The 22927-nt window shown below is 45.7% G+C and carries 11 protein-coding genes and 1 pseudogene; 9 read left to right on the top strand and 3 right to left on the bottom strand.

All coding sequences use genetic code 11. The features are described from left to right. The first annotated feature begins 67 nt into the window (after positions 1 to 67). Both DQX05_RS07030 and DQX05_RS07025 read left to right on the top strand, forming a co-directional pair. On the top strand, positions 68 to 1312 hold the full coding sequence (locus tag DQX05_RS07030) for an anthrax toxin lethal factor-related metalloendopeptidase (protein ID WP_119792150.1): 1245 nt from the start codon (positions 68 to 70) through the stop codon (positions 1310 to 1312). 79 nt (positions 1313 to 1391) lie between these two features. Then, entirely contained in the window at positions 1392 to 2003 is a 612-nt protein-coding gene (locus tag DQX05_RS07025; protein ID WP_119792149.1) for an ADP-ribosyltransferase, read from the top strand. Between the two features lie 484 nt (positions 2004 to 2487). Here the strand turns inward: DQX05_RS07025 and DQX05_RS07020 are convergent, their stop codons facing one another. Together DQX05_RS07020 and DQX05_RS07015 are read right to left on the bottom strand one after the other, a co-directional pair. Next, entirely contained in the window at positions 2488 to 2727 is a 240-nt protein-coding gene (locus tag DQX05_RS07020; protein WP_182914650.1) for a transposase, read from the bottom strand. Positions 2728 to 2745: 18 nt separating this feature from the next. Continuing rightward, positions 2746 to 3552, bottom strand: coding sequence for an N-acetylmuramoyl-L-alanine amidase (locus DQX05_RS07015; protein ID WP_119792147.1), 807 nt, complete (start codon positions 3550 to 3552; stop codon positions 2746 to 2748). Positions 3553 to 3802: 250 nt separating this feature from the next. Between DQX05_RS07015 and DQX05_RS07010 the strand changes: the two genes are divergently transcribed. The 4 genes from DQX05_RS07010 to DQX05_RS06995 all read left to right on the top strand — a co-directional run bounded on the left by DQX05_RS07010 (position 3803) and on the right by DQX05_RS06995 (position 17815). Next, positions 3803 to 7000 carry a Tc toxin subunit A gene (locus tag DQX05_RS07010; protein WP_119792413.1) on the top strand — a complete coding sequence of 1066 codons (3198 nt, stop codon included), beginning with the start codon at positions 3803 to 3805 and terminating at the stop codon, positions 6998 to 7000. 31 nt (positions 7001 to 7031) lie between these two features. After that, positions 7032 to 10598: a Tc toxin subunit A-related protein gene (locus tag DQX05_RS07005; protein ID WP_119792145.1), complete on the top strand. Its 3567-nt coding sequence runs from the start codon at positions 7032 to 7034 to the stop codon at positions 10596 to 10598. A 64-nt stretch (positions 10599 to 10662) separates the two neighbouring features. Beyond that, complete coding sequence (locus tag DQX05_RS07000; RefSeq protein ID WP_119792143.1) at positions 10663 to 15006, top strand: SpvB/TcaC N-terminal domain-containing protein; 4344 nt, start codon at positions 10663 to 10665, stop codon at positions 15004 to 15006. A 16-nt stretch (positions 15007 to 15022) separates the two neighbouring features. Further along, positions 15023 to 17815, top strand: coding sequence for an RHS repeat-associated core domain-containing protein (locus DQX05_RS06995; RefSeq protein ID WP_119792142.1), 2793 nt, complete (start codon positions 15023 to 15025; stop codon positions 17813 to 17815). Positions 17816 to 18159: 344 nt separating this feature from the next. Here the strand turns inward: DQX05_RS06995 and DQX05_RS06990 are convergent, their stop codons facing one another. Beyond that, entirely contained in the window at positions 18160 to 19578 is a 1419-nt protein-coding gene (locus tag DQX05_RS06990; protein WP_119792140.1) for an AcpB/EbpR/MafR family transcriptional regulator, read from the bottom strand. A 579-nt stretch (positions 19579 to 20157) separates the two neighbouring features. On the opposite strand from DQX05_RS06990, the pseudogene DQX05_RS31795 reads away from it, so the two are divergent. From DQX05_RS31795 to DQX05_RS30245, 3 genes and pseudogenes are all read left to right on the top strand, one after another. Then, positions 20158 to 20570: pseudogene (locus DQX05_RS31795) on the top strand (transposase); the annotation flags it as partial. Between the two features lie 364 nt (positions 20571 to 20934). Beyond that, the gene (locus DQX05_RS30600) at positions 20935 to 21174 is read left to right on the top strand and encodes a hypothetical protein (protein WP_119792138.1); all 240 of its coding nucleotides are present in this window, start codon (positions 20935 to 20937) and stop codon (positions 21172 to 21174) included. Next, on the top strand, positions 21125 to 21703 hold the full coding sequence (locus tag DQX05_RS30245) for a hypothetical protein (protein ID WP_147385161.1): 579 nt from the start codon (positions 21125 to 21127) through the stop codon (positions 21701 to 21703). The genes DQX05_RS30600 and DQX05_RS30245 overlap by 50 nt, the downstream gene beginning before the upstream one ends. The last annotated feature ends 1224 nt before the right edge of the window (positions 21704 to 22927 follow it).

Below are 22927 nucleotides of genomic sequence, written 5' to 3'. Positions count from 1 at the left end.
CCCCCCCCCATAATATACGTGCAGATATCAGGTAACTTTAATAAAACAAGATATGGTGGAATGACTAATGGATAAAAAACCTCTGAATTTCAAGAAAGATGAACGTAAAGCCGAAGCATGGAGTAAGAATCGTTATTCGGCTTGGATTAAAACACTACCACAAAATCGGCAGGAAGCACTCGAGGAATTTAAAAGATCATCAAAAGAAATGAATAGAAAGTTGAATGAAGTTCGTGGAAATATTGATGAACTAACTGATGAACAATTAAAAAGTCAAATCAAAGAAATGAACAGCATGATCAAGCAACCCGTTAATCTATTAAAGGAAAGACAAATCATTTATACCCATTTTGATCCGAAAGCTTTAGGCTATTCCAATGAATTGCAAATGTTGGTTGGAAGCGAGAGTAGACAGTTAGATCGCGGGAAAATTAAAACTGTCTTAAATGAGTATAAATATGGCAACTTGACCGATTTAAAAACAGGAAATTTAACACTTTCCGGGGGAGAAACAGGACAATACTATGTAGCGGAGTTAGAGCTGCCGAAAGGCACCTATGTAGGCCATTTTGAAGATGGACAAACGGTATTGCCAACGGATTATGCAATAGAAATCACGAATAACATGTTTAGAAAACCGAAGGTTATTAGAGAAAATGGAAAAGAACTTATTAAAGTAAATGCAAGATTAATCAAAAAAGAGAAGATTGAAAATAAAGTAAAAGAGACGGAAGCAGCATTAAACAAAATGCTAAATAAAGATACTGACTTTGTCAAGTTAAATATTGGAGGGGGATTTGAGTCCTACACAATCGATCAAGCGAAAGAAGCAATTCATGCTTTAATCAAACATGTACCTTCAAAGTTATTAAATGATGCTCTTGATGAATTAGAATCTATCGTATTTCAAGATGTGAAAATACGGGAAAATAATCCGCGGGGTTTATTTGATGAAAATACGAATAAAGTCTATATAAGAGTGAAGCACGAAACATTTATTCAAAATATAGATCAGAGCGCAGATCCAGCAAGAGGGTTAATACATGAAATGGGGCATGTCGCGGATATCGTCTTATTTAATAAGACTTCGTATAGTCCTAGATTTAATGGGATTTATGAGGAAGAAAAAAATAATATTACGAACATCGTAACATATCAAGACTACGCTACACGTAACGCACAGGAATTTTTTGCGGAAATATTCAAAGCAATGCACTCTACAGATCCTAAACAACAAGATGCTGTTCAAAAAGAAGCACCTAAAGCTGTTGATTATATAAAAACTAAAATAAAGGAATATATAGAGGATTAATTATCAGTTAAAATAACAAGCAATTTTGGGTTCGAAAATGTTTCCTGCCAAAATGCTGTGTAAGTAGGTGAGTTGCAATATGATAGATTTTCGTATTGACACAGTAAAAGCAAAAAAATGGGGAGAGAAAAAATATTCCCGCTGGAAATCCGTATTAACAGAGAATGAAAAAATACAAATTACGGACTATACCAAAAACGCCAGTCCTATAAATAGTTATCTTAGAGAAAATAACGGCAACTTAGGGGCCAATCCTAATATGGACAAGAAAATTGAACTAATGGACAAAGCGTTAAATAAGTCAAAATTAAATGATACCATAACCGTATATCGTGGGACGGATGGAATCATATTCGGAGAAGAATTCCAGACCACTTTAATGAAGGGGAATAAAGTTAATGAGGAGGTGGCCAGGAAGATCAGAGGACAATTCCAAGGAACTGAGCTATTGGAGCGGGGCTACTTAAGCACATCAATCGTTCTTGGGAACAATTTTCTGGCAAGAAACGTTCTTATAGAACTAAAGGTTCCTAAAGGAGAGAGTGCCGGGTATGTAGATCCAATTAGCTATTTTCCTGGCCAACTTGAGATGTTATTGCCCAGGAATACTCAATATTATATTGATAATATAAGGACGATTGTTAATGGCGGATCACAAAGATTAAAAGTTGAAGCTAGAATCATAAAATAGAATCTTCACTTGCAGGAACTCGTAAAGACCTGAGTACATCTCGGGTCTTTTTATGTTTAAAGCTATCACTATCTGCGGTTATTGCATGGACGGCTCGCATTTCATTGACAGCCTGCGGAACAAGCAGTTCCGGCAGTTCAGGAAGCTCTGGCGGCTTACAGCAGCCGGCAATGGATAGCTTCCGGCGATGCATGTAGCCTTGGAATCAGGTATAAAAGATGGTTAAATTTCTGAGCGTCCTGAAGGTGTAAATGCTGCAACCGCATAATAAACTTACCCGATGGTGGAATTTACAGAGGGCTTTGAGACATCGGAAGATGATAATGATGAAGCCGGCTGCTGATGCAGTCGGCTTTCGTGTTTGGTGGTAAGAAGAAGTGTGAGTTTAGAATGGATGATAAGAATCGCAGAGCGGCAGATATCTACGATTAATCTATTATAAGGAGGGGCATATCACTAAACTTGCGGCGCAACTCTACTATTGTTATTTTCTCAAGGCACTTTTCCCCGTGCTGTACAATCCGCAAGAGGTGAGGCCAGAGACAATTCCATACATGACGCCCATTTTCAAATCGCCTGGAGCGAGATAGACAACGCCTGCCGCAATACCTAGAATAATGGACAGTACCGGAGCCAGGCGACTCGAAAGGCCGAGCCCTTTTGCTATTTCTACTAATCCGACAATGACGGCCACGATCATAACATCACTAATCTCCATATTCATCTATTCCTCCTCTCCAAATTACGCGTCTCTCAGTTCATAGTTCCACCCGTGCTGTTGGAACCATGTCTCCGCACGCGCCAGATTTTCGCCGCTTAACGCTCCTGTAACCGCATAAGAAGTGCCATTATTTAAAAACTGAATCTGTGCCCAAAATCTCTTCTCCAGGAACATCTGAGAGAGCTCATGAATAGCGGCTACACTCAATCCGCCTGTAACGATTTTCTTTTTGCCAGAGGACTCAGGCGCTTCTCGGCCAGTTACTGTCTTTACGATTGCAGACATGACATTTTCTTTATTATTCAAAAGTCTCCGCATATCGTCAGGATTCGTGATAAAAGCCAGTTCTATTAATATGGCCGGGGCGTTCGTGGAATTAAGCACCTGAAGCTCTTTCCGTTCCTTAGCTCCTCTGTCCCTAATTCCAACCGCCTCAGAGATTGCCCTGCTAACGCTTGCAGACAAGGCTTGTTGATCGTAATAAAGAACTTCTACCCCTGTAGCCGTTGATGCGGCCGCGTTAAGATGCAAGGAAATATCTAATCTTCCATCTTTATCATAGCTGTTACAATTGCGGACGATGTTGGCCAGGTTCTCATTCTGCGTTTTCCCCATGTCATCCGTAGTGGAGGCAACAGCTTGACCCGCTTGCTTGAAGGCATCTATGAGCATGGCTGCAAATTCTCTGGCGACTTCATGTTCCTTGTAGCCGCATCCGGTTGCGCCCGGAACAAATGCGTTGTGCCCCGCATGGACGGTAATCATTTTATATCCCATGTTTCTCTCTCCCTTTATAACAATGTGTGATCTTTTGATGTCCTTTCTCATTGCAAATCTTCCTTGCAGTTACACCTAAAATATACCTTTCGAGATTCCTGAAGGATGAAATATATTTTCACCCATTAATGAAAATGTCTATGCTTTTAATAAGAACGCGAGAGGTATGCTTGGATTGTAAATGAAAGGGGGGACCTGTTCATGGGGAATAACCAAAAACGGTAAGGATATTTTCTATTGTTTTGATGTCTACGTCATTTTGACTGCGTACTCATCATTCAGAACACAAGAGGAGGAGTTCATAGTGTCAACAACAGACAACACGGCCGGCGTATTCCGGCTCGGAACCGAAGAATTAACAGCAGCGCTTCAGCAATCCGGTTATCGGACAGTCTTTGAGATTGCATCTGAAGATCTGGCGGAATTTCAGAAAAACAATCCGGAGATTCCCTCTTCCGACGCAAAGGAGATTTATCAATTAGCCGTCCAGAGGACAGACAACTTATGCATGCTTTACAAGGCCTGGCAACTGCACAATGATCCGGTCGTCCAGAGCCTTCCCAAATTATCCGCGGATACCGGTCTGCAAGGCATGCGTGCAGCGTTGGAGCGGAGTCTTGGAGGCGGAGCCGATTGGGGAGACTTGTTCCCGGAGAGCTCGCCGGAAGGCTATGCGGAAGCTTCCTCCATACAGTCGCTTTTTTCGCCGGGCCGTTACCTGACGATGCTGTATAAAATTGCGCGGGAGCTCCACGACTCAAATGACAAACTGCATATTGACAACCGCCGCCCTGATTTGAAGTCACTGATCCTCAACACGGATAACATGAACAGAGAGGTCTCTTCCCTGGATATCCTGTTGGATGTACTGCAGCCCGACGGTTCCGGCACGCTGACATCCTTGAAGGATAAATACTATCCCATGACACTCCCCTATGATGACGATCTCACTCAAATCAGGGCCGTGGCGGAGGCGCGTTCATCCAATTTGCTGGGAATTTGGGATACCTTGCTGGACACGCAGCGGACTTCCATCCTGCAGGATCACGTCGCTATCCGCCGGATAAGCAAGACGCGGAACTTGGCTTCCCGAGCGGCCGATACTACCCCGTCTCCGCGGACGAGGGAAGCCCTTTCCTTGACGCCAAACAGCTTCCGTCTGCTGGTTAAGCCTGAGCCGACAGCGCAGGATATCGCCAACCACTACAACATTGCGGTCAGTGATCCTGACAATATGGCCTCCGTCTTAAAGGTTGTCGATGATTTCTGCTTGAAAACCGGCTTGAGCTTTAATGGAGTGCTGGATTTAACGATGCAGAAGGATTATCATTCAATCTACAGAGATTTCGATAGTCGATTTGTGAAATATGGTAAATTTGGATATTTATACGATGTTTCGGTTTCAACCTATGGAGCTGCTTATCTGACAGGAACGGAAGATACTCCTTTGTGGGTAGGAGAAGTATATAGAATCATACCTGAAGCGTCCGCGTATGCTACTAGTGATCTCCCAAACAAGAATAATCCATCACCAATTTATCTCAACGTGAGGGACGATGAGTCTAGAATTCAGGAAGCATACATCCGGTTTGATTTGACAGGCTTTATTGGAGTTGTGAATGAAGCTAAGCTTTTTCTAAAACCTTACGGGCTTTTTTTAGGGACTACGGAGAGATATCACCAGGCTCAGTTGGTCAATGACAACAGTTGGGATGAATTGAAACTCACTTGGTCGAACAAACCTGTGGGAGGAGAGATAATCGATAATTGGGAAATTATAGGGAGTGATTTTTCAGAGATAGAGATTGATGTGACCCGGCAAGTGAATGATGCGCTTGCAAAGGGTCAAAATAAACTGTCACTTGTTATACGTTCTACTCAATATGATAAAGGTACCAACTATGACAACTATACTGAAAACCGAACTACTATGGTAATATCCACGAGGCCTGATGTTTTAAACTTTAATGCAGCTAATGTTCTAGCTCTGGCAGGAAGGGCGGAAAAGCTTGTCCGGCTGGCGCGCAGCACGGGTCTTTCCTTTGAGCAGTTGGATTGGCTAATTGCCAATGCCAGCCGCGCCGTAATCGAACACGATGGAGAACTGATTCTGGATAAGCCGGTATTGGAGGCAGTGGCGGAATTCACGCGGCTCAATACGCGTTATGGCATCACATCGGATATGTTCGCCGCGTTTATCGGCGAAGTCAATACGTATGCAGAAAGAGGTCAGAAAAGCTTCTTTCAGTCTACATTCAGTACCACCGATGATTCATTTACCATTCCATTGATCTCTACTTTGCGGTTTGCCGTTGCTGAGCAAAGTAAACATGAAGCGATTTGCCGTCGAGCCCTGGGCGTTACGGAAGATGAGCTGTCCCGTATAGGCGGATACTGCTTCGATGCAGCACAGGGAATCAAACTGAATATGAATGAGAGTGACTTTGGACAGCTTTACCGTATGGGCAGAATTCCTCAGATGCTGGGATTGAACTTTACCGAGGCGGAGCTGCTGTGGAAGCTGATGTCAGGCGGGGAGGAGACGTTGCTTCGGATAATTGGCGGCAGCCCTAGTCTTAAGACTCTGGATATTATCCGTGATACCGAGGTTGTTCTTGACTGGATGGACGCCCATCAGCTTGATGTTGTTTCTCTGCAAGCCATGGTTACCAACCGGTACAGCGGTACAGCTACGCCGGAGATGTACAACTTTTTGGCACAGGTCTACCACCAATCCGCAAGCAGTACTGTGAACGTGTCCAGCGCGGATGCTCAGGACACCCTGCCCGTGGACAAGCTGTGCCGGGCATTGGCGGCGGGCTTCCATCTGAAAGCCAACGTGATGGCACAGGTAATGGACTGGATGGACAAAACCAGCAGTGAATTTACGTTGCATCATTTCTGGGACAGGCTTCAAGCGTATTTCAGCGCCGAGCATGAAGATGAACTAACCGATCTGGAAGAAGAAATCGATTTGCTGCACTGGTTCCAGCAGATCAGCCAGTATGTGCTGATTGTCCGTTGGTGCGGGTTAAGCGAGCAGGATTTGGCGCTGCTGACCGAACATCCTGGGCAGCTTCTGGACGGACAACATACGGTGCCCGTACCCTCGTTGCACCTCCTGCTGGTACTATCCCGCCTGAAGGAGTGGCAGCAGCGCGTCCAGGTGTCCAGTGAGGAGGCCATGCGTTATTTTGCTCAGGTCAATTCGCTAGCCGTCACACCCCGCGCTGCAGCCAAGCTGCTTGCCCACATTCATGGCTGGAATGAAGAGTATACGGTCTCCATGAGCGCCTACCTGTTGGGGGAGAGCGAATATCCTAAGAACTTTGAGCAGATCTTTACACTGGAAAGCTGGGTCAACCTGGGCCGTCAACTGAACGTTGGCAGCCGAACGCTGGGAGAACTGGTTGACATGGCAGAAGAGGATGAAGCCGCGGAAAACATGGATTTGATCACTTCGGTGGCCCAAAGCCTGATGGCTGGAGCACAGGCCTGAACCAACATAGACAAAGGAAGGTGGTAAGAGTATGTCTACTTCACCCTTGTTGCAATCGATTAAAGAAGCCCGCCGGGATGCTTTGGTTAGTCATTATATCGCCCGGCCAGGGACGCTTGCCAAAATTACGGACGCGGACAGCCTGTATGAGTACTTGCTGCTGGATACCAAGATCAGTGAACTGGTGAAAACATCGCCGGTAGCGGAGGCCATCAGCAGCGTGCAATTATTCATCAACCGCTGTATCGAAGGCTATGAAGGCGAGTTGACTCCGCAAGGCAACAGCCATTTTGCGCCGGGAAAGTTTCTGGATAATTGGGGTACCTATAACAAGCGTTATTCCACCTGGGCAGGCAAGGAACGTCTGAAATATTATACAGGCAGCTATATTGATCCGTCATTGCGCTCCAACAAAACGGATTTGTTCCAACGCCTGGAGCAGAGCATTAGCCAGGGGAAACTTACCGAAGACGGCGTAAAGAACGCGCTGCAAAACTACCTGGCTGAATATGAAGTGTTGGCGGATCTGGAAACGATCAGTGTAAATAAAGGCGCCGACGAAAGGGTTTTATTCTTTGTTGGCCGCACCAAAACCATACCGTGTGAATACTACTGGCGCCGATTGCTATTAAAACCGGATAATAATAAGCTAGTGCCAGCAGTCTGGTCTCAGTGGAAGAAAATTACTGCCAATATCGGCGAAGCCGTCGATAACTATGTGGGGCTTCGCTGGTATAAAAACCGATTGCATGTACAATGGCGTTCTACCGAGAAAACGCAAAATAATGCTGGAGAAGCGAGTGAGGAACAGTACCTGAATGACTGGATCATGAATAGTTCGGGAGTCTGGTCTTCCTTCCGAAAGTCTTCCTTTAGTGAATATAGTTTTATACATGGTGAAGGTCCCGGTTTTCCCATTACTATTGATCACAATCAACTGATCTTTGATGATAAAGGTAGTATTAAGGCAATATTTACTTCACTCCCGGATAATGCAATACATGTTTGTTATGAAACAAGATACAGTTCTAATGACTACCGGCTTCATGTTGCTCAACTATCTTTACAAGAAGGGGAGAGTGGAGAATTCAGCTTCTCTGCAAATAAGTCTTTTCTGGTAGCAATAAGGGATGATTCAAAACCGACTGAAGCGATTAGTTTCCTGGCAACTTATCTAGGAGATACATTCCCACAATCATACGGATCAATTATCAATAATCAATTTATTCCTCCATCAGGAAGCAATATCATAGATCCTATCAACCTTACCCTTATAAAAAATATCGACCTGTCTGCCTTGTTGGAAAAGAGTCTTGACGCACTGTTCGACTATACCATTCAGGGAAATAGCCAACTGGGCGGCACCGATGCTTTCTATGGGCCGTATGGACTTTACTTGTGGGAAATCTTTTTCCATGTTCCTTTTTTAATGGCCGTTCGTTTCCAAACCGAGCAGCGGTATGAACTGGCCGAACGTTGGTTTCAATTCATCTTTAACAACGCAGGGTACCGTGATGAATACGGCAATCTGCTGACGGATGTAGGCAAGGTGCGTTATTGGAATGTGCTCCCGTTACAGGAGGATACAGAGTGGGATGACACGTTGTCCCTGACAACGGTAGATCCGGACGAGATTGCCATGGCCGATCCGATGCAATACAAGCTGGCAATATTTATTCACACGCTGGACTTCCTGATCAGCCGCGGCGACAACTTGTACCGGATGCTGGAGCGGGATGCCCTGACCGAAGCCAAGATGTATTACATCCATGCCAGCCAACTGCTTGGTCCCCGCCCCGAAATCCGGATCAATCACAGTTGGCCTGATCCGACGCTGCAAAGCGAAGCAAACGCGATAACTGCCGTACCGACACTAAGAAATGCGCAGGCAACGCCAATCCTCGCTTTGCGAGCGCTTCTGAATGCAGAAAACGGGCATTTCCTGCCGCCCTATAATGATGAACTGTTAGCGTTCTGGGATAAGATTGAGCTTCGTTTATACAATTTGCGCCACAATCTGAGCTTGGACGGTCAGCCGCTTCATTTGCCGCTAATTGCGGAACCGGTGAAACCGCGTCAGCTGCAACTTGAGTATGGTCCAGGCGATGGCTTGGGAGGAAGCGCCGGTTCTGCCCAAAGCCGTCAAAGTATCTATCGTTTCCCTCTGGTCGTCGATAAGGCGCGCACGGCGGTAAACAGTGTCATCCAATTTGGCAATGCCCTGGAAAACGCATTGGCCAAGCAGGACAGCGAGGCCATGACCATGCTGTTGCAATCCCAGCAGCAGATTGTCCTGCAGCAAACCCGCGATATTCAGGAGAAGAACCTGGCCGCGCTCCAAGCAAGTCTGGAAGCAACCATGACAGCAAAAGCGGGGGCGGAATTAAGGAAGACCCATTTTGCCGGCTTGGCGGACAACTGGATGTCGGACAATGAAACCGCTTCGCTCACTTTGCGCACCACGGCCGGAATCATCAATACCAGCTCAAACGTGCCGTTAGCCATCGCCGGCGGGTTGGATATGGCTCCTAACGTGTTCGGCTTGGCGACCGGAGGTTCCCGCTGGGGAGCCGTCAGCGCTGCTGTAGCCCAAGGATTGCAAGTCAGCGCCGCTGTCATGGAGCAGACAGCCAACATCATCGATATCAGCGAAAGCTACCGCCGGCGGCGGGAGGATTGGATGCTGCAGCGGGATATCGCGGAGAATGAAGCGGCGCAGTTGGCTTCGCAGATTGCGGCCCTGCGGGAACAGATGGATATGGCGCGCAAGCAACTGGCGCTGGCGGAAACGCAACAGGCGCACGCGCAAGCGGTCTACGAGCTGCAAAGCACCCGTTTTACAAGTCAAGCTTTGTTTAAATGGATGATAAGAAATCTGTCGTCTCTGTACTATCAAATGTATGACGCCGCATTGCCGCTCTGCATGATGGCCAAGCAGTCTTTAGAGAAAGAAATCGGTTCGGATAAAGCGGTTGGAGTCTTCACCCTCCCTGCCTGGAATGATCTGTATCAGGGATTACTGGCGGGCGAGGCGCTGCTGCTGGAGCTTCAGAAGCTGGAGAATCTGTGGCTGGAGGAAGACAAGCGCGGAATGGAAGCTGTAAAAACAGTATCTTTAGACACTCTTCTCCGCAAAGAAACGCCAGAGTCTAGCTTCGTAGATTTCGTCAAGGAAGTTCTGGGCGGAAAGACGCCTGACCCTGTGGGAGGAGTGGGCGTACAACTGCAAAACAATATTTTCAGCGCAACCCTTGACCTGTCCGTCCTGGGCTTGGATCGTTCTTACAACCAAGCGGAAAAGGCCCGCAGAATCAAAAACCTGTCGGTTACCTTGCCCGCGCTATTGGGACCTTATCAGGATATCGAAGCCACCTTAACGCTAGGCGGCGAGACCGTTGCGCTTTCTCATGGCGTCGATGACAGCGGCTTGTTCATCACGGATCTCAACGACAGCCGCTTCCTGCCTTTCGAGGGCATGAGTCCGTTATCCGGCACACTCGTGCTGTCGATATTCCATACCGGGTCAGGCGGTGACCAGCGCCTCCTGCTGGAAAGCCTGAATGACGTCATCTTCCACATTCGATATGTTATGAAATAGATTTACAGTCAGATATATTTAGGGGCTTGTATTCTCAAGCCCCTCCAAGGAGGAATGGGATATTATGCCACAATCTGACAATGCCGATATCAAGCTATTTTCGCCATCGCTGCCCAAAGGCGGCGGTTCGATGAAAGGAATAGAAGAAAACATTGCGGCTCCCGGTTCCGACGGCATGGCGCGCTGCAACGTGCCGCTGCCGGTCACTTCCGGCCGCTATCTTACTCCTGAGGTAAGTCTGTCCTATGTGAGCGGCAACGGCAACGGTGCTTGTGGAATGGGTTGGACGATGGGAGCAATGCGTATTCGTCGCAGAACAAGCAACGGGATCCCCCGTTATACCCCCGAAGACCAGTTCCTTGGTCCGGATGGGGAAGTGCTTGTTCCGGAATGCAACGAACAAGGGGAGATCATTACCCGCCAGACCAATACGGCCCAGGGGATACCGCTAGGCGAGACATTTACGGTTACCCGCTATTTTCCCCGGATCGAGAGCGCCTTTCATTTGCTGGAATACTGGGAAGCGCAAGCGGGAAGCGCAACCGCGCCGTTTTGGCTGCTCCATGCTGCCGACGGGGTGCTGCACTGTCTGGGCAAGACTGCTCAGGCGCGGATAGCCGCCCCTGACGATTCTGCCAAGATCGCAGAATGGTTAGTAGAAGAGTCTGTATCGCCCTTCGGAGAGCATATTTATTACCAATACAAAGAAGAAGACAAGCAAGGCGTGAATCTTGAGCACGACAATCATCAATATGGAGCGAACCGCTATCTGAAATCGATTCGCTATGGAAGTAAGATTGCCTATCCTTCCCTCTATGTCTGGAAGGGGGAAATCCCGGCGGACGGCCAATGGCTATATTCCGTTATCCTGGATTATGGCGAGAACGATATCTCAGCGGATGTTCTTCCCCTATACACGCCCCAGGGGGAGTGGCTGGCGCGTCTAGACTGTTTTTCCCGCTATGACTACGGATTTGAGGTCCGAACCTGCCGCTTGTGCCGCCAGGTCTTGATGTTCCATGCCTTTGCGGAGCTTGGTGAAGAGCCGGCGCTGGTGTGGCGGATGCAGTTGGAATACGATGAAACCCCTGCTGTTTCCATGTTGAGCGCGATCCGGCGATTGGCTTATGAAGCGGACGGAGCCATGCAGAGCATTCCGCCGCTGGAATTCGATTATTCGCCATTTGACATCCGAGAGACGGAGGAGATGGCCGATTGGCAGCCTTTTTTACCGGTGCCTGAATTAGAGGATGGAGAACATTATCAGCTGGTCGATTTGTACGGAGAAGGTATCCCAGGCTTGTTATATCAAGACAATGACCACTGGCATTATCGTTCGCCCGTCCGGGGCAATACACCGGAGGGGATTACCTATGACAGCTGGCGGCCGCTGCCTCATATTCCCGCGAAATCCCGGAACGGGATGCTGATGGATCTGAATGGCGACGGGGATCTGGAATGGTTGCTTGCGGAACCCGGGGTTGCGGGGCGATATAGCATGAATCCGGATAAGACATGGTCTGGTTTTGTACCGCTTCAGGCCCTGCCAACGGAATTCTTCCATCCACAGGCCCAGCTTGCCCATGTGACCGGATCAGGCTTCACCGACTTGGTTATGATTGGACCGAAGAGCGTCCGGTTTTATGCCGGAGAAGAGGCGGGCTTCAAGCACGCATGTGAAGTGTGGCAGCAAGCGGGCATTCGTTTGCCCGTGGAACGTGTGGATAAGAAGGAACTGGTGGCCTTCAGCGATATACTGGGATCCGGTCAGTCTCATTTGGTTCGCATCCGCCATGATGGCGTTACATGCTGGCCTAATCTGGGGAACGGCGTGTTCGGGGCTCCGCTGGCTCTTCCCGGGTTTACGGCAACGGAGCGTGAATTTAACCCTGAACACGTATTTCTCGCGGACCTTGATGGATCCGGCGCTTCCGATATCATTTATGCTTCCGGCGACGCTCTTCTCATTTACCGGAATCTTTCCGGCAATAGCTTTGCTGATCCGCTGCGGGTTCCGCTGCCGGAAGGCGTCCGGTTTGATGATCTGTGCCGGCTTCTGCCTGGCGATATCCGCGGATTGGGCGCAGCCAGTCTGGTGCTGCATGTACCCTACATGGCCCCCCGCAGTTGGAAATTAGATTTTTTTGCGGCGAAGCCGTATTTATTGCAAACCGTCAGCAACAATCTCGGCGCTTCCAGCTCGTTCCTGTATCGAAGCTCCGCCCAGTATTGGCTGGATGAGAAACAGGCTGCCTCATCGGCTGTCTGCGGTGTGCCATTCCCGATCAACGTGGTAGCGGGTATACACACGCTGGACGAAATCAGCGGCCGCACCAGGATTCAGAAATACACTTACCGTAATGGCGTGTATGACCGGACCGAAAAGGAATTTGCCGGGTTCGGCCGCATTGACACATGGGAAGAGGAGCGGGATTCGGAGGGAACCCTGAGCGTCAGCACTCCGCCCGTGCTGACGCGGACCTGGTATCATTCCGGGCAAAAGCAGGATGAGGAGCGCGCCGTGCAGCAATATTGGGAAGGCGATTCTGCCGCTTGTCAGCTGAAACCAATCCGGCTTACCCGATTCGATGCAGCCACGGCTATGGATGTACCGCTAGACTCTCCCAATAGGCGGCAAGAGTATTGGCTGTATCGCTCGTTGCGAGGGATGCCCCTCCGTTCTGAAATTTTTGCGGGAGATGTTGTGAATTGGCCTCCTTATCGGGTGGAGAGCTTCCGTTATCAAGTGCGCTTGGTGCAGAGCGCCGATTCGGAATGTGTTACATTGCCCATGCAGTTGGAGCAGCTTACGTACAACTATGAGCAAATTGCTTCTGATCCGCAGTGTACACAGCAGATACAGCAAGGGTTCGACAAATACGGCGTGTCGACACAGAGCGTAACGATCCAATATCCGCGTCGGCCGCGGTCGGAGGACACTCCGTACCCTGACACCCTGCCGGATACCAGTTGGAGCAGCAGTTACGATTTGCAGCAAATGCTGCTGCGCTTGACACGGCAAAGGCAAAAAGTGTATCACCTTGCAGAGCCGGAAGGCTGGCGCTTGAATATTCCCCATCAGACACGTCTGGATACTTTCATCTATTCTGCTGACAGCGTGCCCGCCGAAGGAATAAGCGCCGAGCTGCTGGGGGGGGACGGCACATTACGCTCTCCGGCGCTGGAACAGGCTTATGGCGGCCAGTCCGAGATCATCTATGCGGGCGGGGGGGAACCGGATTTGCGAGCTCTGGTTCATTACACCCGAAGCGCGGTTCTCGATGAATCCTGTTTGCAAGCCTACGAAGGCGTACTCAGCGATAGACAATTGAACGCGCTTCTTGCCTCTTCCGGCTACCAACGAAGCGCAAGAATATTGGGTTCCGGCGATGAAGCGGACATTTTTGTCGCGGAACAAGGATTTACCCGTTATGCGGATGAAGAGAGTTTTTACCGTATTCGGGGACAACAAGCCTCTCTCTTATCGGGGGAGCAAGTATTATCATGGGATGATCATTTCTGTGCGGTGATATCCATCGAAGATGCGCTTGGCAATCACATTCAAGTTGCCTATGATTACCGCTTTGTGGAGGCCATCCAGATTACCGATGCGAATAACAATGTGAATCAGGTCTCCCTGGATGCTCTCGGCCGGGTCGTATGCAGCCGGACCTGGGGCACGGAGGAAGGGATAGAGACGGGCTTCCGCCCGGAGGCGGAATTCGCGCCGCCCGAGACAATGGAGCAGGCGCTTACCCTATCATCTCCCTTGCTGGTTGCATCCTGCTGTGTATATGATGCGCATAGCTGGATGGGAACGATAACTCTTGCGCAACTGTCAGCGCTGGTTCCAGATAGTGAAAAGCAATGGTCGTTCTTGATAGACAATCGCTTGATTATGCCGGACGGCACGATTAGAGCCCGCGGCCGGGACCCATGGTCGCTTCAACGGCTATTGGCGCCTATTGTGTTCAAGCTGCTAAGTGATGCGGACCGTAAGCCGCCGCATACGGTAATTTTGGCAGCAGATCGTTACCCTGATGACCCATCCCAGCAAATTCAGGCCAGCATCGTGTTTAGCGATGGCTTTGGGCGTACGATACAAACTGCTAAAAGAGCAGATACCCGATGGGCGATTACGGAACGGGTTGACTATGATGGAACAGGAGCCGTTATCCGCAGCTTCCAGCCGTTGTTTCTTGATGACTGGCAATATGTCGGCGATGAAGCCGTCAGCGGCTCTATGTATGCAACGATCTATGATTATGATGCTCTGGCACGCCAAATCAGGATGGTCAACGCCAAAGGATATGAGAGGAGAACTGCTTTTTACCCATGGTTTACAGTAAACGAAGATGAAAATGATACGATGGACTCATCATTATTTGCTTCACCGCCTGCACGGTGAGATGGAGGTTAAACCTATGAATACAACGTCCATATATAGCGGCACGCCTACGATTTCGGTAATAGATAACCGGAACCTGGAGATTCGCACCCTTCGGTATAACCGTATCTCGGCTGAAGATCCGGCAGATGAGTATATCCTGCGGAACACGTATACCGCGTTAGGCTATCTTGACAGCAGCATGGATCCCCGTCTGCTCTTGGACTATCAGGATGACAGCGGTACTCTGCCGAATATAAGAACCCTGGCCTCCCTGAGAGGCGAAGCGCTCCGTTCGGAAAGCGTGGATGCCGGCCGCAAGGCGGAGCTTTTTGATATCGAGGGGCGGTCAGTCTGGTTTATCGATGCCAACGGCACACAGACGAGTCTCGAATATGATGTATTAGGCAGACCAACAGCCGTATTCGAGCAGAAGGAAGGAACGCAATCCCCATGGTGCCGGGAGCGGTTTATTTATGGCGAAAAAGAAGCGGATGCCCAGACCAACAATTTGCGCGGGCAGTTGGTGCGTCACTACGATACTGCGGGCCGGATACAGACAGACAGCTTCTCATTGGCCGGAATGCCATTGCACCAAAGCCGTCAACTGCTGGAAAATTGGGATCATCCTGGCGACTGGAGTATAGAAGAGGAAAGTGCTTGGGTCTCGTTGCTGGCTGCGGAAACCTATGATACGAGCTGGCGGTATGACGCCCAGGACAGGGTGCTCGCCCAAACCGACGCCAAAGGGAATCTCCAGCAACTGACATACAATGCCGCCGGCCAGCCGCAGGCGGTAAGCCTCACGCTGCAAGACCAAGCCGAACAGCAGATTTGGAACCGGGTAGAATACAGTGCGGCGGGTCAAGTGCAGCTCGCAGAAGCCGGGAATGGTGTCATAACGGAATATACTTACGAGGAGAGCACGCAGCGGCTAATCCGAAAAAAAGATTCCCGCCAGCTGTCCTCCGGGGAAAGGGAAATATTGCAGGATTATCATTATGAGTCTGATCCGGTAGGCAATATCTTGTCTATTTGCAACGAAGCGGAGCCGGTTCGTTATTTCCGGAATCAGGCCGTTGCTCCGAAAAGGCAGTATGCCTACGATGCCTTGTATCAGCTTGTATCCAGTTCGGGGCGGGAATCCGATTCGCTTCGTCAGCAGACGTCGCTTCCTCCCTTGATCACGCCTATCCCTCTGGACGATAGCCAATACGTCACTTACGCTGAGAAATATAGCTATGATCGGGCCGGCAATTTAATCAAGCTTAGCCATACCGGGGCGAGTCAATATACAAGGAATGTTTATGTAGACAAGAGTTCAAACCGGGGGATTTGGCGGCAAGGGGAAGACATACCGGATATCGCGGCTTCCTTTGACAGAGCAGGCAATCAACAAGCTTTATTCCCGGGGAGACCGTTGGAATGGGATACACGCAATCAGTTAAGCCGAGTCCATATGGTCGTGCGCGAAGGCGGCGATAACGACTGGGAAGGCTATCTCTATGACAGCTCAGGAATGCGCATCGTAAAACGGTCTACCCGCAAAACACAGACAACAACGCAAACGGATACGACCCTCTATTTGCCGGGTCTGGAGCTTCGCATCCGCAAGACCGGGGACCGGGTCACGGAAGCATTGCAGGTCATCACCGTGGATGAGGGAGCGGGACAAGTGAGGGTGCTGCACTGGGAGGAAGAAACCGAACCGGACGGCATCACCAATGATCAGTACCGGTACAGCCTCAATGATCATCTCGGGTCCTCTTCACTGGAAGTGGATTGGCAAGGCCAGATCATCAGCAAGGAAGAATTTTATCCCTACGGCGGCACAGCCCTGTGGGCAGCCCGGACAGAGGTGGAGGCAAGCTACAAGACCATCCGCTATTCAGGCAAAGAGCTGGATGCCACAGGCCTGTATTATTACGGACACCGCTACTATATGCCATGGTTGGGTCGCTGGCTGAATCCGGACCCGGCCGGAACGGTAGATGGATTAAACCTGTACCGTATGGTTAGGAACAATCCTATAGGATTGATGGATCCGGATGGGAATTTGCCTATCAACATGGCGGATTATAGCTTCGTGCATGGTGATTTAGTTTATGGACTTAGTAAGGAAAGAGGAAGATATCTAAAGATATTTAATCCAAACTTTAATATCGAAAAATCAGACTCTCCTGCTATGGTTATAGATCAATATAATAATAATGTTGCATTGAGTATAACTAACCAATATAACTTAGAAGAATTGATGAAATTTCAAAAAGACCCACAAAAAGCCGCACGGAAAATAAAGGTTCCAGAAGGGAATCGTTTATCGAGGAACGAAAATTATCCTTTGTGGCACGATTATATTAACATTGGAGAAGCTAAAGCTACATTTAAGGCCTCTCATATTTTCCAAGAAGTGAAGGGGAATTATGGGAAAGATTATTATCATAAATTATTATTAGATAGAATGATAGAATCGCCGTTGCTGTGGAAACGAGGCAGTAAACTCGGTATAGAAATTGCCGCCTCCAATGAGAGAACAAAAATACACTTTGTTCTTGACAATTTAAATATCGAGCAAGTGGTTACGAAAGAGGGGAGCGGCGGCCAGTCAATCACAGCTTCTGAACTACGCTATATTTATCGAAATCGCGAAAGATTGAATGGGCGTGTCATTTTCTATAGAAATAATGAAAGGTTAGAGCAGGCTCCATGGGAAGAAAATCCGGACTTATGGAGCAAATATCAACCAGGTCTTAGACAAAGCAGCAGTTCAAGAGTCAAAGAGCGAGGGATCGGGAACTTTTTCCGCCGGTTTTCAATGAAGAGAAAGTAGCATTTAAATTAAATTGGCTCCCCATTAGTTTGGTTCTCTGTAAGCTAATGGGGAGTTGTTATTTACTAATTCTTAGCGATATTCAATCGGTTTCTGCAGGAAAATAAATAGCGAAAGGAGATAACTGGAAGCGGAGAGATTCGTACACCTCGGTGTAACCATTTGCGTGTGGAGATCAGGCAGATGAGTATATCATGCGGATAATTATATTGTTGTTAGGATATCTTCAAGAAAAATGTAAAAAGCATCAGAGCTGAATGAGTCGGCTGCTGATGCTTATTTATTGGACCGAACGAAATCTCTGCAAGTACGAATGGAGCCCGGTATTGTTGATACCCCCGTTTTTATAAGGATAGACTAAGCAGTTGTTTAATAGACTTTAAATCTTTCAGGATGAGTTTATCTGGAATCCAAATGACAGGAATTTGAGTTTTATTGATCTTGTAATTGGTTATAATGAAATCAAATTTGACCGTATTGCTTGGTTCGGTCTGGAGGTTTAGAACGTTACCCAATTCATTATTTAATTTGTGATAGATGAATTTTTTCCAATTAGTTGGTCCGGATAAAAGCAATAAACCCTTTTTTTTATAATTTGACAGGAGAATAGATAAAATATGAAACGTGATGTGGTAGCTCTCATCCTCAGATAATCTATTTTCATTTATTTCTTTATTCCATGCGACAATAAGAGGGTGAATGATGTTGTAGCCCTCTATTAATTCATGAGGAACCGTCTTAAATCTACCCCAAAAGTATTCTAACGGTAAATTGAGATTTTTAAATATATAGATCTTGTGGAAAGAAAAATGGATGTTATGTCTTATTTCTTCTATTACTTTGGCATTCATATTTACTTCACCTGAAATCATGTCAATTAAAGCAAGGTGCTTATCGTAAAGTTGTTTATATGATCCACGATAGTAATTCTTGATTTTACTTTTTTCATTATCATCCCCCTCAGAGATGAGGAAAAAAAATAGTGTAAAAAACTTAAGTTCATTTTGCTGGAAGCTGACCTTATAGAAATTTTCAATGGCAGAGACAATGGCATAGGTGCAATCTAACTTTTGAGAGCTAAATATGTAGTCCATATTAAAACTTTTGCAAATAAAATGTTTGTATATATTTCTATTTACAGACACATTGATGAGTATGGTTAATAGATTATAATCGATCTCCATTTTATAGAAACGAATATAGTTCTCAATTTTTTGTTGCAAGTCTAGGTCCGGTTTAAAAATTTCTTTATACTTTTGCACGTGAAAAAAAAGAACCATATAGAAGTATCTAATATTCAGTTCCTTTCCAATTATTTGGATCGTTGTTCTGAAATTAAAATCAAGGTTAAAATGTCTAAGAATTTTCCTGAAATTATTTAATTTTTTCTTCAATGTTAATTTATCTAAGTACAATAATTGAGACCATTTTTCCAAGCTATAGTATTTTTGGTTGTATAGTCCCAACAAAATGTTGTAGAGTTCACTGTTTGCTAAATAAGTAGCTATAATACTGGAAAGATGATCTAAGGGATCTTTTTTTAGAACGTAACCTTTGGAATTAATGCTTATTATATCCCAATTATTTGGAAGAGTTTGTTTTAATTGAGAAATGTCACTTATAATCGTTCTGCTTGTACATTGCAGCTTACGGGCTAAAGAACTTGAAGATACGATACCTTCGCTATCAATTAAGGATTCTAATATTTGGATTTTTCGAATAATTGAATCATTTTGAATTAAGTGGGCGGTGAATTTATCCATTTAGTCTCCCCCTCGAAAAGCGATAAATGGTTAAAAATGCAGATGTACTATCCTTTGTTTGGTGCTATGGATTTACGAATTTCCCCTAAACATATCTTTCTAATGTTTGTCTTCTTAATGAAAATCTTTATTATTTTTCTCCTTCTCACAATTTATATTTCAATTAGAAAGTAACGTAATTTTGGAATGAAAAACGATACATAATTTCATTAATAGATGAAAATATGTATGGTTTTTAAAATGTTTGTAAAGGTCAGCTTAATGCGGTTAATAGAAGGTTAAGAGATTTTTTTGTGCAAGGGGGGACGAAGAAGGATATAAGATACCTCTAAAGAGGGGGGAGCGGCTACACTTAATTGGACAATAAATGAAGGGCTAGTAGAATGAACACATCCCAACGAGGAGCGGACCTACTATGCCAAGATGAAGAGTTGATTTCAACCTTATTCAAGAGGAAACCATTGCATCGAATAACGTAAGGGTAAAAGCGAAACGGTATCTTCGAAGATACCGTCTGACTGCGACAAAGTCCTGTCGACAGTCTTTTTTTTATGAGAGAGTACCAATAAACGCCATTAAAAGCATGAGTACGTGTACGATGAGAACTATGACTGCTATCTATGTCCAGCAAATGCGGTACTGTCTTACGAAACAACGAACCGTGATGGTTTTAAAATGTATCGCTCGAACCCGGCAATCTGTAAAGTTTGTCCGTTCCGGGCCGATGTACAGAGAGTAAAGATGCATTAAATCGCATTAGTCGACATGTTTGGGCTGAATATATTGAAGAGGCGGACCACCTTCGCCATACAGAAGAAAACAAACGGATTTATGCGCAGCGGAAAGAAACAATAGAGTGAGTTTTTGCTGATTTAAAGGAGAAGCATGGTATGCAGTAGACGACCCTACGAGGGTTAAAAAGAATGTCTGCACAAGCCATGCTTGTTTTTGCTGCCATGAACCTCAAAAAAATGGCGACCTGGCTCTGGAAGACCGGTCGCCCATCTCATAATTTCAATTTCGTATTTGAAATACGGGGAATAAACATAAAGAACTCCCGCGACTGCAGTATTTCGCGGGAGTTTGTCTTCAATCTGGGTCGATCATCGATCGTCTATTTGTCAGGTTCTAATCTGAAAATTCATTGGTTCATTTTATATAGACATGTTGACGAAAGTGTTTTTATTGGTTATATTTGGTTTGAAAATTCAATATCGCCAAATTAAGTCATAGTTTGGCTTTTCACTTATAATTTCAATTATCTATCGTGTTGATTATTGGAAACCAAACTAATCCGACAGTTGGAAGGAGGTAAGAGCGGCTGGCGAGAATAAAAAATGAGGAGGGTGAACTTTTTTGAAAAAAACGTTTTCGTTCCTGATGATTGTCGCTATGCTCTTTACAATGTCTCAGTCTGTTTTTGCAGATGTTAATCTGAACAATAAAACTGAATTAACACAAGAAGAACTGTCGATTGTGACCAATAAGATCGGAATAAAGGAGAGCCAACTTAAATATTATAGTACTGAAGTTCTTAGATTCTTGATTGCTGAAAACGCAACCAAACTTACCGATAATTTGCCTCGCAACTATTAAACCTACAATTGCCCCGCTTAGCCTAACCGACTCTGATATCACACTTTATGCTGATGCATATGAAGTAACTAGTGATGTTCTAGGAAGCAAAAAGATTTTTATTTATGGGACATTCAATTGGAAAGTGAAGCCGAACTTTGCATTTACTGATAAAATGTCAATTGGATATCCAGTAACGAATGAGTGGTATTTGAAAACATCAGGAGGAAGAATCTTAGAACATTACAGTCAAAACTGCAACTATGATGGACAGTGGTATTGTAGCGAGTCTAGAACACCATCTGATCATGATATTGGACAAGGTGTTGCTGCAAAATATGATATATGGCTAAACTCAAGTTTGAAATCTGGTGAAATTCAGCAATCCGTTTATACTACTAAAAAAAGCGGAAAATCGAATATCATGTTGAGATACGGGCATAGATACCTCTCAGGAACTCCTTCTGTAGGAGTATACCCAAGTGGACTGAGCGTAACCCCAGGGTATGGCACTGAAACGTTAGACTACAATATTACGTTATCTTGGTAATGTATAATATATAGGGGAGGCTTAGAACTCCCCTAGTATGTTTTATTTAAAAGATGTCGAAGTAAGTATATTCGACACTAGGAAGGTGATGACAAGTTCAGTCGGTCTAATTGGGAGTAGGGGTAGGAACCCCTTAAGGATACAATGTAGGTTGACTAAGATAACAAACTAATAGGTTGCATTTATCTCAATATCATATTAACGAGAGTCAATATTTTACAGTAAAATATTTTTCTGTGCGAATAAAACTTCTTGATGATGGGCGATATGGTGCCGACTCGGTTTATTGAGTCTTTCTAAGCACAATAAATAATATATGTTAACTTGAGACTGTGGGCCGCCCTATATTTAAGCATATTCGATCTCTAACATAGGAAGGCCAATCACCGACAGTACAGTATTTTCTCCCCAGGCCGGGAAGCGAGCTGATAGTTCCGTTTTTCTGGAGGACGTAAAACTTTTGCACTAAGAAATGCATCGTAGACATGCGAGAATGAATATTGATTCCTAATAGATCTCTGGGATTTCCGGTAGAAGAAGTTTTTTGGGCATATTTTAAAGATCTCAATGTTTTAACTTGCTGTGTTTTTCATGAGATGTTGCAAGTGATATATTCGTAAAATGATTAAATATATTATGAGAGTGGCACAAAATAAGTGTGAAGGTCTGTCCGAAATTAAACCACTAATTAAGGTAACATTTTTAATTTTAAATTTGCATTATAACCCCTAAAAATGACATGTTTTACAAAAAAACATTTTAATAATGGTAAAAACTATTATCTCTATTTCATGTCTTACTACCAAATTACGATGAATGGATTCATGTTAGATTATTACTAAAAATAATTTCTAAATATCAACGATTTTAGTTTGTTAATTAAGCAAGGAGGGAGTTGAAGGAAATATGGGCAAAATCGGATACTCCGTAATAAGTATCGTACTATCATTTATAGCATTTTATATTATATTGACATTAATAAATGCATCAACCACAGAGGATGTTATACTTTCAGTTGTTATCACCATTTCTTTGAACGTCTCGGTGATATTAGGGATATTAATTTCACAAAAAAGAAATTAGGTAGTTTTCTTTAAAAAATCGAGTGTTTTAGACAAAAAGAATTCGAAGTCTCCATTAGAAATTGTTAATGTCAAGATAACTAATCATATGAGGGGGGGAATTCCACAGTATACTATTCGCCACGGCCCCTCAAAAATCCTT

The organism is Paenibacillus thiaminolyticus (assembly GCF_003591545.1).
Classification (GTDB): Bacteria; Bacillota; Bacilli; order Paenibacillales; family Paenibacillaceae; genus Paenibacillus_B; species Paenibacillus_B thiaminolyticus_A.
Note: the sequence above shows the minus strand (reverse complement) of the source record. Positions and strands in the feature narration are given on the sequence as shown.

Excerpts from the sequence above, each read along its gene's own strand:
- DQX05_RS07030 (WP_119792150.1), top strand. The coding sequence starts at position 68 with ATGGATAAAAAACCTCTGAATTTCAAGAAAGATGAACGTAAAGCCGAA.
- DQX05_RS07025 (WP_119792149.1), top strand. The coding sequence starts at position 1,392 with ATGATAGATTTTCGTATTGACACAGTAAAAGCAAAAAAATGGGGAGAG.
- DQX05_RS07020 (WP_182914650.1), bottom strand. The coding sequence starts at position 2,727 with ATGAATATGGAGATTAGTGATGTTATGATCGTGGCCGTCATTGTCGGA.
- DQX05_RS07015 (WP_119792147.1), bottom strand. The coding sequence starts at position 3,552 with ATGAGAAAGGACATCAAAAGATCACACATTGTTATAAAGGGAGAGAGA.
- DQX05_RS07005 (WP_119792145.1), top strand. The coding sequence starts at position 7,032 with ATGTCTACTTCACCCTTGTTGCAATCGATTAAAGAAGCCCGCCGGGAT.
- DQX05_RS07000 (WP_119792143.1), top strand. The coding sequence starts at position 10,663 with ATGCCACAATCTGACAATGCCGATATCAAGCTATTTTCGCCATCGCTG.
- DQX05_RS06995 (WP_119792142.1), top strand. The coding sequence starts at position 15,023 with ATGAATACAACGTCCATATATAGCGGCACGCCTACGATTTCGGTAATA.
- DQX05_RS06990 (WP_119792140.1), bottom strand. The coding sequence starts at position 19,578 with ATGGATAAATTCACCGCCCACTTAATTCAAAATGATTCAATTATTCGA.